Raw genomic sequence first — 13,794 nt, 5'->3', positions numbered from 1 at the left:
AGATGACCCAAGTTTCACTGAAGATCGTCAACGAAAAAGGGCTGCATGCCCGCGCGTCTGCCAAGCTGGTCGAGGTCGTCGAAGCGTTCGACGCCCGTGCAGAGGTCAGCAAGGACGGCATGTCCGCCTCCGGGGACAGTATCATGGGATTGCTCATGCTGGCAGCCTCCAAGGGGACAACCATTGATGTGCAGACCTCTGGCCCCGATCAGGATGCACTTGCCGAGGCATTGACAGTCCTGGTGGCCGACAAATTCGGCGAAGGCCACTAGGGTCTCGAGGATATGCGGATGAACAGATTAGCGTCAGGGGCCCTTCGATTTGATCGATGAAACGCACTCCATCCAAGCGCGGCAAGTGGGCGAAAGGGATGTGGATACCGTCTCTTTCACCAAATATGATCGCCGCAGCCTGTCTTATGCGTCGACCTTTGATCATCCGGTCAAGTCACGTGTCATCAGCCTGATCGAGCTTTTCACCGGCAAGTTTGCTATTTTACGTATGATCCGCAAGTTCGAGAAAAACGGCGCACCCGTCGGGCAGGGCTTTTGGCGGGCGGCCCTTGATACGATGGGCATCGATCTGACGACGCCGCAACACCAATTGGACCGGATCCCGAAATCAGGGCCCGTTATCGTGGTCGCGAACCATCCGCACGGCATGGTGGATGGCATGATCTTTGCGGATCTGATTGGCCGCGTACGCCCGGATTACCGGATTTTGACCCGCTCACTGCTCACTTCAATTGACGAAGTCGCTGGCAGTTACATGATCCCCGTCCCGTTCCCACATGATCCCGATGCCCAACGCAAGGGGGTGGAAATGCGCGCAAACGCGATGTCCTTCCTCAAGGAAGGGGGGGTCGTCGCACTCTTCCCGTCCGGTGTTGTTGCCTCATCAGGCACCTATTTCGGGCCGGCAATCGAAGCCGAGTGGAACGTGTTTACAGCGAAAATGATCCGCCGTTCAGGTGCGCAGGTTGTCCCGATGAAATTTCCGGGGTCCAACAGCCGCGCCTATCAGATCGCAAACAAAATTTCGCCCATGCTGCGCCAGGGGCTTTTGCTGCATGAAATCGTTCACGCCTGCAATAAACCTCAGGGCCCGATCGTCGGTGACCCTTTGACCGATGCGCAACTCGATGCGTTCAAAGATGACCCGCGCGGCTTCATGGCCTGGTTGCGCAACCATACACTCAATCTAAAAGACTGATCTCATTCCAAATGGGTCTAAATCCCGGGGGTCTGGGGGCTGGCCCCCAGACGCTTGTGTTTTGATCACCGTGTAGGAACGGGAACTTCCCCGCGGTAGTCATAAAACCCCCGCTGGGTTTTGCGCCCAAGCCAGCCCGCTTCGACGTATTTGGTAAGCAAGGGGCAGGGACGATATTTTGTATCGGCCAATCCATCATGCAGTACGTTCATAATGGCCAGGCAGGTGTCCAGCCCGATAAAATCAGCCAGTTCAAGCGGCCCCATCGGGTGATTCGCACCGAGCTTGAGCGAGCTATCGATGGATTTCACCGATCCGACGCCTTCGTACAGGGTGTAGACGGCTTCGTTGATCATCGGCATCAAGATCCGGTTAACGATGAAGGCAGGAAAGTCTTCGGCTGAAGCGGCGGTTTTGCCCAGCTTGTCGACCACAGCCTGACAGGCGGCGAATGTTTCCTTGTCCGTGGCAATGCCGCGGATCAGCTCGACCAGTTGCATCACAGGCACGGGGTTCATGAAGTGGAACCCCATGAACTTTTCAGGCCGGTCCGTCCTGCTGGCAAGCCGCGTGATGGAGATCGACGATGTGTTGGATGTCAGGATCGTTGTGGGTTTTAGATGCGGGATCAGGTCCTCGAAAATCGCCTGTTTGACCGTTTCGCGTTCTGTTGCTGCTTCGATCACCAAATCGCTTTGACCCAAATCGCTTAGGGTTTGGGTCGTTTTGATACGTGCGAGTGCCGCATCGCGATCGGCCTCGGCGACTTTGCCCCTGCCGACCTGGCGGTCAAGGTTGCCGGTGATGGTGTCAATGGCCGCCTGCAAGGCGTCTGCGCTGACGTCGGTCAACAAGACATCGTACCCTGCAAGTGCCATAACATGCGCAATACCGTTGCCCATTTGGCCCGCTCCAACGATGCCGATTGTCTGGATATCCATGCGCTGTCCTTTGTTGTTTGGGCGCAGCATAGGGCGCACAAGGTAGGGCCTGCAAGGGGCCGAATTCATGACAAGTTCTTGCAAATCCAATCTTTAAGCACTTCGCAAACCTTTGCGGCCATCTTCGCTTCTGGGTGAGTTTATAAAGGTGGGTGTAATGACCTATATTGCGATGGGGCCGGGTGCCCTTGACTATCTGCCGTGCAGATATGGCACGTCAAAATTACTGTTCAGGGGGCCAAGGCGCAAGCTTGACCGCCCGTATATTGCCTTCGTTGGCGGGACCGAAACCTATGGCCGTTTCATCGAAAAGCCGTTTTCCAAGCTGGTAGAGGATGAAACCGGCCAGCGGTGCGTCAACTTTGGCTGCATGAACGCTGGCATCGATGTGTTTTCCCGTGATCCTTACATTCCCATGGCGACGGCCGGGGCGATGATTACGGTGGTTCAGGTGATGGGCGCGCAAAACATGACCAACCGGTTCTATTCGGTTCATCCCCGCCGCAATGACCGGTTCGTGGCCCCGTCTGATTTGCTCAAGACCATTTATCGGGAAATTGATTTCTCGGAATTTCACTTTAACAAGCACATGCTGACGACCCTGAAAAAAGTGTCCCCGGACCGGTTTGAAACGATCCATAAAGAACTGCAATCTGCGTGGGTTGCCCGAATGCGGCTGCTGGTGGGGCAGATGCGAGGCAAGGTCATATTGCTATGGTTTGCCGATCACCCCCCGAGCGAGGGCGTACTTCCCTGTGATGGACTTGGGGAGGACCCGTTGTTTGTGACACGGGCAATGATCGACGAAATATCACCTTACGTGACCAGTGTCGTGGTCGTTGTCCCCTCCAAAGCGGCCCGCGAAGAGGGAACCGAAGGCATGGTTTTCACCCCTCTTGAGGCACATATCGCGCAGGGGCTCCCCAATGTGTGTGCTCACGAGGAAGCGGCCGCTGCAGTGGCGCAGGCCATTGCGGCGCTTGGCTAACCGCGCAAATGCGAAAAGGCCCGCCATTTCTGACGGGCCTTTTGCGAATAGCGTCTAAAGTGGCTTACAGCTTTTCGATCAGCTCAGGCACGGCTTCGAACAGGTCGGCGACCAACCCGAAGTCGGCAACCTGAAAAATCGGCGCTTCTTCGTCTTTGTTGATTGCGACGATGATTTTGCTGTCTTTCATGCCGGCCAGATGCTGGATTGCGCCGGAAATACCGACGGCGACATAAAGCTGTGGCGCAACGACCTTGCCGGTTTGGCCCACTTGCCAATCGTTCGGGGCATAGCCCGAATCGACCGCAGCACGTGACGCGCCAACGGCGGCACCCAGTTTGTCCGCCAGCTTCTCGATCAGGGCAAAGTCTTCCTCTGAGCCGACACCACGGCCACCGGAAACAACCACACCAGCCGACGTCAGTTCGGGGCGGTCGCTGGCTGCGACGTGATCTTCCAACCAGGAGGACAGACCAGGGTCAGCAACTGCCGAAATCGTCTCGATCGAGGCAGAACCACCGGTTCCGGCCGCGTCGAAGGTCGATGTACGGAAGGTGATAACCTTTTTCGCATCAGAGGATTTAACCGTCTGAACAGCGTTGCCGGCATAGATCGGACGCTCGAATGTGTCTGCATCCACGACGCCGGAAGCGTCAGAGATGATCATCACATCCAGCAGCGCCGCAACGCGTGGCATCACGTTTTTTGCGTCGGTCGTGGCGGGGGCAACGATGTGGTCGTAATCGCCGGCCATCGACACGATCAGTGCCGCTGTCGATTCGGCCAGGCGGTGACCCAAAGATGCGTCTTCAGCAACGATAACCTTGGACACGCCATCGATCTTGGCTGCCGCTTCGCCCGCTGCCGCAGCAGAGCTGCCGGCGCACAATACGGTTACGTCGCCGATTTGCTTGGCTGCTGTGACCGCTTTTGCGGTCGCATCCATCGCCAGTTCGCCATCGGTTACTTCTGCAAGGAGTAGAACAGCCATTACACAGCCCCCGCTTCTTTGAGTTTCGCCACAAGCGCATCGACGCTATCAACTTTGATACCGGCGGCACGTTCTGCTGGCTCGACAGTTTTCAGGATTTCCAGACGGTTGCCGACCTCGACGCCGTAATCGGCAGGGGTCTTTTCATCCATCGGCTTTTTCTTGGCCTTCATGATGTTTGGCAAAGACGCATAGCGCGGTTCGTTCAGGCGCAAATCAACAGTCACAACTGTCGGCATCGACACCTTGATCGTTTGCAAACCACCGTCAACTTCACGGGTGACAACGGCGTTGTCGCCTTCGATTTCGACTTTGGAAGCAAAGGTTGCCTGCGACCAGCCCAGAAGGGCAGACAGCATCTGGCCTGTTGCGTTCATGTCGTTGTCGATCGCTTGTTTGCCACACAGAACCAGCCCGGGCTGTTCTTCGTCCACAATCGCCTTGAGAATTTTGGCAACGGCCAGCGGTTCGATGTCATTGTGAACATCGTCGGTTGCGACAACCAGAATTGCCCGGTCAGCGCCCATAGCCAAGGCGGTCCGCAGTGTTTCTTGCGATTGCTTTACGCCGATGGATACAACGACGATTTCATCAACCTGACCGGCCTCTTTCAGGCGGATCGCCTGCTCGACGGAAATCTCGTCGAACGGGTTCATAGACATTTTTACGTTGGCAAGATCAACACCCGTGCCGTCCGCTTTTACGCGCACTTTTACGTTGTAGTCGATCACGCGCTTTACAGGTACCAATACCTTCATGGGCGTTATCTCTCCTCAGTTTACGACTCGGAAGTTTGGCCCAAGTCATTTGAACTCTTCGTGTGTGTAACGAAGCATTTCGGATCAAAACAGCAAAAAAACGGCGTTTCACGTCCTTTGGACGCGGCGTTTCAAGCTGCTTTTGTTATCTATTTGCCCCTGGCACCCACAGGACATCGTCCTTGCCACTGTTATTCGCCATACGGGCGGCCACAAAAAACCAGTCGCTTAGGCGGTTCAGATAGCGCACGACGGCCTCGTTTACGTCTTCTTGTTCCGCCAGCAGAACGGTCAGACGTTCAGCACGCCGCGCCACTGTGCGACAGACATGCAGATGCGCGGCCAGTTCGCTACCGCCGGGCAGGATAAAGCTGCGCAAGGCCTGAAGCTCTTTGTTCATCACGTCGATTTCACGTTCCAGCCGGTCCACCTGTTCGGGGGCGATGCGCAGGGGCTGGTATTCAGCTTTGGCATCGGCGCTCATGTCGGGGCGGCACAAATCTGCGCCAACATCAAACAGATCGTTCTGGATGCGCGACAGCGCAATGTCCGTTTCACCTGTCGCCGCCAGACGCGCCACACCGACAAAACAGTTCAATTCGTCAGCGGTGCCATATGCCTCGACCCGCGCGTTATGTTTGGGAACGCGCGATCCATTGCCAAGGGCCGTGTCGCCTTTGTCGCCGGTACGGGTGTAGATTTTGTTCAAAACGACCATCAGCCAGCATCCTTACGGAAATATACATAAATTAGGATCAAAACGACTGCGATAAACTGGGCGATAATCCGCATGCGCATCAGTTTGTTCGAATTGCGCTTGTTAAAGGCACCGCCGCCAGCAAAACCGCCCAGCCCCATGATCAGGATGATCACAACGGCCAGCACCGCGATGACGACAAGGATGAAAAGAGGATCTGAAGGCATGGGGTTTCCTTTATATTACGCCCAGATGTAGCGGGGCAAACGCGTAGCGCAACCCGAATTTACCGCGCCAGGACCCAGTCGAGCGCCCGCGTGGGCAATATCCGCCGTAAAATGCCCGAAATATAGGTCGGGGTCGTGACATAATATCGCGGGCGGGGCTTGGGAGCCTCTAACGCATGAACCAGCTTTTTCACGACGGCTTCGGGGGGCAGTTCAAATGTGTCCGGCCCGCTGCTTTCGTAGAGGCGTTTTCTGAGCTTGCTTTCATACTGATCCCTGCGCGGGGATGCCTCCCAGTTGATCCAGCGTTCGAAATGCGGGATCGAATTCACGCGGATTTTCGACGTCACAGGGCCCGGTTCGATCAAAACGATGTGGATCGGTGTGTCGCGCATCTCGATTCTGAGCGTATCCGTCAGCCCTTCGAGCGCGAATTTCGTAGAGTTATAAGCCCCGCGCCACGGCATTGTGACAAAACCCAACACCGATGAACATTGCACGATCCGTCCGTGCCCTTGGGCCCGCATGACCGGCAAGACAGCGCGGGTCAGTTCATGCCAGCCGAAAAAATTGCTCTCAAAAATCTCGCGCAGCGCGTCTGTCGGCAGGTCTTCGACGGCACCGGGTGTGCCATGAGCGCCGTTGTTATACAGCGCATCCAGTGTGCCGCCTGTCTCGACCAGCACATGGTTCAATGCCGCGTGGATGCTTGCCGTGTCTGTGTAATCGAGCAACGGGCTGTCAAAGCCTTCGGCGGCAAGCCGGTCACAGTCTGCTTGCTGGCGGCAGGCAGCAAAGACACGCCACCCCCGCGCACGCATGCCATGTGCAGCGGCATATCCGATCCCGGACGAACATCCGGTCATCAAAACGGTTTTCGCGGTCATAAAAAAGGCCCCCATGCTGGAGGCCTTTCATTGCGTGTTGTGGTGTTGATAGCAACGCGCCTTAGCTGTCGGTGAGCAGAAAATCAGCCATCCAGCCCTCGGGGCCACCGTTCAGGGGGCGCATCTGAACCCAGCCGCTTCCGTCATCGCTGATGATTTCGACCGTTTCACCACGCGTCAGGCGAGAGACAATGCCGTATTCCGTGCCCGGCCCGCCGCGCACATTTACACTGTTGCCTGCGACCGACCGCAAATCGCCCGATCCGCTGGCGTTGATGGTCGCAGCGCCCGTGTCATCGGGCGTGATCAGGCTGGGAATGATTGCGGGTGTGTCCTGGCTGGATATCAGGCTGCCTGCATTTACGGGGACAAGGCTCACTTCGTTCACCAACGGGGCCTCGGCCTGTATAACCGCATTTTCCACGGTGGTCAGACTGACCGATACCCGGCTTACCTCTTCCGTTTTGGCGACAGCAATTGTTTCGGCACCCTCAAACCCGGGTGGTGTTGTGTCGGCCGGCACGATTTTGGCAAGTTTCTGTTCAACAGCCTGAGGGGCTAGGGAGGCAACCTTTGGGGTTGGTTCGGCCGTTTCAATGCTTTGCGGAGCAGGCGAAGCTGCAGCGCGTTGGGCACTGGCAGGTTCGAAATCAGCGCCGCCGCTCATTTCATAAAAAGCCCAGCCCAAAAAGCCGAAGGTCAACAGTATAAACCGTTTCATTGTCGCGTTCCCAGTGTAGCAGCGGTCCGGACGCCATGCAGCTGGCATCCTCCAAAATACTCTTTTATCAAGTTTAACACGGATTGCGCCTATCGGTTCCCAGAAACTTGAGAACGTTGCAGGACGGTGACAGTTGGATAGCGTCCAACACCCGTTTCATGCAAACAGCCGCTTGCCGCGTCACGCACGCTTGGCTAAACAGCTTTCATGTCAGATGTTACCGACCCGCCACAGCTTGATCCTCGGAATGTGTCCGAGCCACTGCGCATTGCGCTGGGTGACCGCTATCTGACCTATGCATTGTCGACGATTATGCACCGCGCATTGCCGGATGCCCGCGACGGGTTAAAGCCGGTTCACCGCCGAATCCTTTATGCCATGCGCGAGCTGCGGCTGAGTTCGACAGGCGGCTTCCGCAAATCGGCCAAAATTTCCGGCGACGTGATGGGCAACTATCACCCCCATGGCGATGCGGCGATTTACGATGCGATGGCCCGTTTGGCGCAAGATTTCAACGTGCGCTATCCGCTGGTCGACGGGCAGGGTAACTTTGGCAACATTGACGGCGATAACCCCGCCGCAAGCCGCTATACCGAAGCCCGCATGACCGCCGTCGCCGAGGCGATGCTGGAAGGGCTGAACGAAAACGCCGTTGATTTTCGCGAGAACTATGACGGCACGCTGACCGAACCGGTCGTGTTGCCTGCACAATTCCCGAACCTGCTGGCGAATGGATCGTCCGGTATTGCCGTGGGCATGGCGACCAACATTCCGCCGCATAACATCACGGAACTGGTGGATGCGTGTATTCACCTGATCAAATTTCCGAATGCCGGCGATGACAAGTTGCTTGATTTCGTACCTGGCCCCGATTTCCCCACCGGCGGGATTATCGTCGAGCCGGCGGAAAATATCGCCAACGCCTATCGCACGGGCAAGGGCGGCTTTCGTTTGCGCTGCCGCTACGAGGTCGAAGATCTGGGGCGTGGTGTATGGCAGATTGTCGTCACCGAAATCCCCTATCAGGTCCAGAAATCCAAACTGATCGAAAAGATCGCCGAACTGATCCAGCTCAAGAAAATACCGATCCTTGCGGATGTCCGCGACGAATCGGCCGAAGATATCCGCCTGATCCTTGAGCCGCGCTCGAAAAACGTGGACCCGGAGGTGTTGATGGGGATGCTGTACCGCAGCTCTGACCTTGAGGTGCGGTTTTCGCTGAACATGAACGTGTTGATCGACGGGCTGACGCCGAAAGTCTGCTCGATGAAGGAAGTGCTGCGCGCTTTCCTGGATCACCGCCGCGAAGTATTGCAGCGTCGTTCGGCCCACCGGATGGAAAAGATCGACCACCGGCTTGAGGTGTTGGAAGGCTTTATTGTCGCCTTCCTGAACCTTGACCGTGTTATTGATATCATCCGCTATGACGAGGACCCCAAAGCCGCCTTGATGGCCGAGGATTGGGGTAAGAAACACGTTCGCGCGATGGACGAAGCCGATTACGTGCCGCCTGCGCCGACGACTGAAAATTCCCTGTCCGAGGTTCAGGCCGACGCGATTTTGAACATGCGTCTGCGGTCGCTGCGCCGTCTCGAAGAGATGGAGCTGCTGCGCGAACAATCCGAATTGATGGAAGAACGCGCCGGTCTTGAGGACCTGTTGGACAATGACGCCTTGCAATGGGACAGCATCATTGACCAGCTGCGCGCCACCAAAAAGCAGTTCGGCAAAGACTGGACGCTGGACGGCAAGAATATCGGCAAGCGCCGCACGACCTTTGCCGAAGCGGGCGAAATCGAAGAGGTGCCTCTTGAGGCGATGATCGACCGTGAACCGATCACTGTCGTCTGTTCCGAAATGGGATGGATCCGGGCGATGACCGGCCATATCGACCTGAACCGCGAGCTGAAATTCAAAGACGGCGATGGACCGCGTTTTATCTTTCACGCCGAAACGACCGACCGTTTGTTGGTGTTCGGGTCAAACGGGCGTTTTTATACCTTGTCTGCCGCGACCCTGCCGGGCGGGCGTGGCATGGGTGAACCGCTGCGTTTGATGGTTGATTTGCCCAATGACGTGCAAATTGTTGATATTTTCATTCACAAGGCCGGTCGCAAACTGCTTGTGGCGTCATCCGCTGGCGATGGCTTCGTGGTGCCAGAGGACGAAGTTCTGGCGCAGACCCGCAGTGGTAAACAGGTTCTGAATGTGCGCGGCGATGTCAAAGCAATGATCTGCGCCCCCATCGCAGGCGATACTGTTGCCGTGGTAGGCGAGAACCGCAAAGTGCTTGTGTTCGGTCTGGACGAACTGCCCGAAATGGCGCGCGGCAAAGGTGTGCGGCTGCAAAAATACAAAGACGGCGGCATGTCTGATGCGACGACTTTCATGCGCGCCGACGGGCTAAGCTGGCATGATCCGGCAGGGCGCACACGCACCGAAGCCGACCTGACCGAGTGGACCGGCAAGCGTGCCAGCGCGGGGCGCATGGCCCCTCGTGGTTTCCCGCGGGACAATCGTTTTGGCTAATCGGGTTGCCCGATGACCGACGCCACACTGACATATCCAGCGTCAGGGCCTGAGGGCCTTCCTGTTCAGTTTGTTGGTAAACGCAGTGCCCTGTTCTGGTTGGCGTTGAAAACCGGATTTCTGACAGTCATCACGCTGGGGTTTTACCGCTTCTGGATGAAGACAAGGTTACGGCGCTGGTTCTGGTCCGCGATCCGGCCCGGCGGACATCCGATGGAATATGTGGGCGACCCTTGGGAAAAACTGCTGGGGTTTTTCATCGCGGTAGTGGTCCTGACCTTTTACATCGGCGTCGTTAATCTGATGGTCATGTTCGTCAGCTTTTCTGTTTTTGCCAGCGCATCTGTCGGCTATCTGGCAAGCGCGATCGGGGTGATCCCGATCTGGTTCTATGCAAGGTACCGCGCGCGGCGCTATGTTCTGGCCCGCACCCGTTGGCGCGGTGTGCGGTTTGGCCTTGAAAAGGGCGCTTGGGGCTATGCGTGGCGCGCTTTGATGCATTGGGCGGTGACCATCCTGACGCTTGGCCTGCTGTGGCCGCGCATGACCTTTGCGCTTGAAAAATATGTCACTGACCGCACCTATTTCGGCTCTGCCCGACTGCATCAGGACGGGCGTTGGACAATGCTGTACCGCGCGGCGATTCCGATTTTCGTGTCGCTTCTGATCTTGGCTGCGGGCGCGGGCTGGCTGTTATGGTGGGATCCAGTCGTGGTATCGGCAGACATCACGGCGGAAGGGGTGGCCCGGTCATTCGAGGAAATAATGGATGGCGGCGTACCCGCATTTCCGGTTGTCGGCGCTGAGCGTTTGGCAATTTTTCCATTGGGGATCATGGGGTTGCTTTACGGCGCGATCCATTACCGCTTCGCCTCCAAACGGCTGATGGCGAACCATAAAACCTCCGAAGGGATTAGTTTGCAGTCAAGGCTAAGCGGCCCGCGCGTGGCCAGCATTTATGTTCTGGGCAGCTTTATTGCCTATCTGGCGCTGCTGGTCGGGATCGTCGGGCTGGTGATTTTCGCGTTTGTAACGCTGGGGCCAAGCGCGATGATGGACGGCGCATTTGGCGATTTTGGTGCAGATGTTGATATCCCTTGCGGTATGGCGCTGGCATTGGTCGCGGTGTTTTACCTGTCGGTTTTCCTGATGTGGAACGTGCTTTACAGCACTTTCGTGACCTTTCCCTTAATGCGTCACATGACCAAGACGCTGTCGCTGCCACAGCGCTATGGTTTGCAGGTCATCAGCCAGCGCGACCGTGATGAATTCACCGAGGCCGAAGGCTTTGCCGAAGCGCTGGACCTGGGGGCTGCGATATGAGCGCAGGGTTCAACGGTTTCGGGTCTGCCTATTTCGACGGTGATCGCCCGATCAGCGAAGAAGTCAGCCTGCACATTGCCAACCAGAACCTGCAAATCGGGCTGGACGATGGCAGCACGCTGTTCTGGCCCGTCAAGGACATCCGTGTGCTGCAAGACGGGGCCGACAAAAACAGCTATAGTTTGCGGCTGATCACCGACCCTTTGGCGCGCCTGTTTGTCACCGACAAAACCCTGCTTGGATATTTGCCGAATGCCACGCGGCGTGCCCCGCCCAAGGGGCGTGGTAGACTGGCCGCCTGGGCCGTTGCTGCGGTTGCGGCAGTGGCGCTTCAGGTCACGGTCCTTGTGCCGTTGCTGGCGGATCGCCTTGCCGTTTTCATCCCGCCCGCCGGCGAACGCGCCTTGGGCGAGGCGACGTTTGAACAGATCCGCAACGCGTTGGACGAAACCGGCATGGCACCGTTGGCCATGTGCGAAAACCCCGCAGGCGTCAGGGCACTGGCGCAGATGACCGCCGCATTGAACGCGGGCGAGGGGGCACTGGAGGGCCTGAGCGTCACGGTGCTGGACCACGAAATGATCAATGCCTTTGCGCTGCCGGGCGGGTTCGTCGTGATCTTCAAGGGGCTGATTGATCAGGCGAAAACCCCTGACGAAGTTGCCGCCGTACTGGCCCACGAGATCGGCCATGTGGTCAGCCGTGACCCCACACGGCATGCATTACGGTCGGCCGGGTCAATCGGCATACTGGGCCTGCTGTTCGGGGATTTTGCTGGCGGTGCTGCGGTCTTGTTTCTGACCGAGCGGCTGATCAGTGCGACCTACAGCCAGCAGGCCGAAACCGATGCCGACACCTTCGGCTATGCCAGACTTGAGGCGGCAAATGTCTCGCCTGCAGCCCTTGGGACCATGTTTGAACGGCTGCGCGACGAACATGGCGAGGGCAACGAATTGCTAAACCATTTTCTAAGCCACCCCAGCCTTGGGGACCGCATTGAAAACGCCCGCGCCGCTGCCGACGCAACCCGCGACTACGCCGCCATTCTGGACGATGCCGCTTGGGCCGATCTGCAAGCGATCTGCGATTAGACCGGTTCTGCCGTCAGCCAAACACCGCCATCCGGGCGCAAGGTCAGGATCATCACGGGTTCGGGGTCTTTCCCTTTGACGGCGGTGAATTTGAACCGTGATAGCAGGGTCGCAAGGATGATAACCGCCTCTTGCAGGGCAAAGCTGGCCCCGATGCAGATGCGCGGGCCATCGCCAAAGGGCAGATAGGCATAGCGGTCAATCGATTTGCGGTCCTCGAACCGTTCGGGCTTGAAGGCATCGGGATCATCCCAAAGCTGTTCGTGGCGGCCCAGGGCGTAGATCGGGATGATCACCGTATCGCCCGGTCTGATTTCCCGCCCGCCCAAAGTGTCCGGTTTCTGTGCTGTTCGCGAAATCATCCCCGCAGGGGGGTAAAGGCGCAGCGCCTCGTCGATGATCTGGCGGATATAGGGCAGGTTTTCGACATCATCGCCGGTGGCCGCGCGGCCCTGCAACACCGATTGCGCCTCGGCGCGGGCCTTGTCCTGGGCGTCTTGGTCGAACCCCATCAGATAAAGCGACCATGACAGGGTCAGGGCCGTCGTCTCGTGTCCCGCGACGATAAACGTCAACAGGTTGTCGCGCAGTTCGGCGGTGTTCATCTGCCGTTTGGTCTTGGGATCGACCCCTTCAAGCAGCAGGTCCAGCAGATCGGGCGTGCCGTCATGGCCGCGCTTGGCCCGCGCCTCGATAGCAGTATCTGCAATTTGTTTCATTTCCTTCAGGGCTTTGCCCGACAAAATCCGGTCGGGGCGCGGCACCCAGTCGGGAAGGCCCAGCACGTCGAAAAGGCTGATCTTGCCGGCCTGCGCGATGTAATCGTCGATCGCATGGTGCACCGCGTCGCGGTCAAAAGTATCGCCGCCCGAAAACGTCACATCGGAAATCACGTCAAAGGTGGTCGTGACCATTTCGTCCAGCATGTTGATTGCGCGGGGGCCAGCGGCGGCGATGCGGTCACAAGACCGCTCTGCGGCAGCGGTCATGATGGGGGCCAGGTTCAACATATTGCGGGGGGAAAAGACCGGGGCAGCCGCGCGGCGCTGCCAGCGCCAATGCGCGCCTTCGGCAATGAACAGCGATTCCCCGATGGCGGGTTTCAGCAGGTTCTTGGTCACGAGGGATTTGGGGTAATCATCCAGGCGGTCCAGCAGCATCTCGCGGATGGCGGCGGGGTCCACGACCATATGCCAGCGTTTACCGGTTTTGCCCGACACCATCGGCTGTTTGGTCGCGATGGCGGGGATGATGCTCAGGATATTGCGCCGCGCCATTTGCAGGCTTTTCAGAATGCCCAAAGGTTTGGTCACAAGAGGAACGCGGACAGGAAGGGGCGGTTGGCTCATGATGGGTGCCTTTCAGAGACATATCACAGATAGGATGGCTGGTGCCGGTTACAAACGCGGCAAAAGATTGCACCCAAGAG

The 13,794-nt window shown here is 57.6% G+C and carries 14 protein-coding genes; 6 read left to right on the top strand and 8 right to left on the bottom strand.

What is annotated here, in order from left to right; all coding sequences use genetic code 11:
* The first annotated feature begins 2 nt into the window (after positions 1-2).
* Positions 3-272: an HPr family phosphocarrier protein gene (locus HGT1_RS14635; protein WP_176250688.1), complete on the top strand. Its 270-nt coding sequence runs from the start codon at positions 3-5 to the stop codon at positions 270-272.
* A gap of 49 nt (positions 273-321) precedes the next feature.
* Positions 322-1,212, top strand: coding sequence for a lysophospholipid acyltransferase family protein (locus HGT1_RS14630; protein WP_375708110.1), 891 nt, complete (start codon positions 322-324; stop codon positions 1,210-1,212).
* 65 nt (positions 1,213-1,277) lie between these two features.
* On the opposite strand, the gene HGT1_RS14625 is transcribed toward HGT1_RS14630, so the two are convergent.
* Positions 1,278-2,153 (bottom strand): 3-hydroxybutyryl-CoA dehydrogenase, encoded by an 876-nt coding sequence (locus HGT1_RS14625; RefSeq protein WP_176250687.1) that lies wholly within the window; start codon positions 2,151-2,153, stop codon positions 1,278-1,280.
* A 157-nt stretch (positions 2,154-2,310) separates the two neighbouring features.
* Between HGT1_RS14625 and HGT1_RS14620 the strand changes: the two genes are divergently transcribed.
* The gene (locus HGT1_RS14620) at positions 2,311-3,141 is read left to right on the top strand and encodes a DUF6473 family protein (RefSeq protein ID WP_176250686.1); all 831 of its coding nucleotides are present in this window, start codon (positions 2,311-2,313) and stop codon (positions 3,139-3,141) included.
* A 64-nt stretch (positions 3,142-3,205) separates the two neighbouring features.
* Here the strand turns inward: HGT1_RS14620 and HGT1_RS14615 are convergent, their stop codons facing one another.
* From HGT1_RS14615 to HGT1_RS14590, 6 genes are all read right to left on the bottom strand, one after another.
* On the bottom strand, positions 3,206-4,132 hold the full coding sequence (locus tag HGT1_RS14615; RefSeq protein WP_176250685.1) for an electron transfer flavoprotein subunit alpha/FixB family protein: 927 nt from the start codon (positions 4,130-4,132) through the stop codon (positions 3,206-3,208).
* The gene (locus tag HGT1_RS14610) at positions 4,132-4,890 is read right to left on the bottom strand and encodes an electron transfer flavoprotein subunit beta/FixA family protein (protein ID WP_176250684.1); all 759 of its coding nucleotides are present in this window, start codon (positions 4,888-4,890) and stop codon (positions 4,132-4,134) included. The genes HGT1_RS14615 and HGT1_RS14610 overlap by 1 nt, the downstream gene beginning before the upstream one ends.
* 145 nt (positions 4,891-5,035) lie before the next feature.
* A complete protein-coding gene (locus HGT1_RS14605) occupies positions 5,036-5,608 on the bottom strand; it encodes a cob(I)yrinic acid a,c-diamide adenosyltransferase (RefSeq protein WP_176250683.1) in 573 nt (190 codons plus the stop codon).
* Entirely contained in the window at positions 5,608-5,814 is a 207-nt protein-coding gene (locus HGT1_RS14600; RefSeq protein ID WP_176250682.1) for a twin transmembrane helix small protein, read from the bottom strand. Before HGT1_RS14600 ends, HGT1_RS14605 begins: the two co-directional genes overlap by 1 nt.
* A 59-nt stretch (positions 5,815-5,873) precedes the next feature.
* A complete protein-coding gene (locus tag HGT1_RS14595; RefSeq protein WP_176250681.1) occupies positions 5,874-6,701 on the bottom strand; it encodes an SDR family NAD(P)-dependent oxidoreductase in 828 nt (275 codons plus the stop codon).
* 61 nt (positions 6,702-6,762) lie between these two features.
* Positions 6,763-7,422 carry an SH3 domain-containing protein gene (locus HGT1_RS14590; RefSeq protein WP_176250680.1) on the bottom strand — a complete coding sequence of 220 codons (660 nt, stop codon included), beginning with the start codon at positions 7,420-7,422 and terminating at the stop codon, positions 6,763-6,765.
* A gap of 207 nt (positions 7,423-7,629) precedes the next feature.
* Between HGT1_RS14590 and parC the strand changes: the two genes are divergently transcribed.
* The 3 genes from parC to HGT1_RS14575 are packed head-to-tail and all read left to right on the top strand — an operon-like array spanning position 7,630 to position 12,365.
* Entirely contained in the window at positions 7,630-9,951 is a 2,322-nt protein-coding gene (gene parC / locus HGT1_RS14585; protein WP_176250679.1) for a DNA topoisomerase IV subunit A, read from the top strand.
* Positions 9,952-9,963: 12 nt separating this feature from the next.
* Positions 9,964-11,274 carry a YjgN family protein gene (locus HGT1_RS14580; protein ID WP_176250678.1) on the top strand — a complete coding sequence of 437 codons (1,311 nt, stop codon included), beginning with the start codon at positions 9,964-9,966 and terminating at the stop codon, positions 11,272-11,274.
* Positions 11,271-12,365, top strand: a complete 1,095-nt coding sequence (locus HGT1_RS14575) for a M48 family metallopeptidase (RefSeq protein WP_176250677.1) — start codon at positions 11,271-11,273, stop codon at positions 12,363-12,365. The genes HGT1_RS14580 and HGT1_RS14575 overlap by 4 nt, the downstream gene beginning before the upstream one ends.
* Here HGT1_RS14575 and HGT1_RS14570 read toward each other — a convergent pair.
* Positions 12,362-13,714 carry a cytochrome P450 gene (locus tag HGT1_RS14570; RefSeq protein WP_176250676.1) on the bottom strand — a complete coding sequence of 451 codons (1,353 nt, stop codon included), beginning with the start codon at positions 13,712-13,714 and terminating at the stop codon, positions 12,362-12,364. The genes HGT1_RS14575 and HGT1_RS14570 overlap by 4 nt on opposite strands.
* Between the last annotated feature and the right edge of the window lie 80 nt (positions 13,715-13,794).

This window comes from Sulfitobacter sp. HGT1, assembly GCF_013282155.1.
Taxonomy (GTDB): Bacteria; Pseudomonadota; Alphaproteobacteria; order Rhodobacterales; family Rhodobacteraceae; genus Sulfitobacter.
Note: the sequence above shows the minus strand (reverse complement) of the source record. Positions and strands in the feature narration are given on the sequence as shown.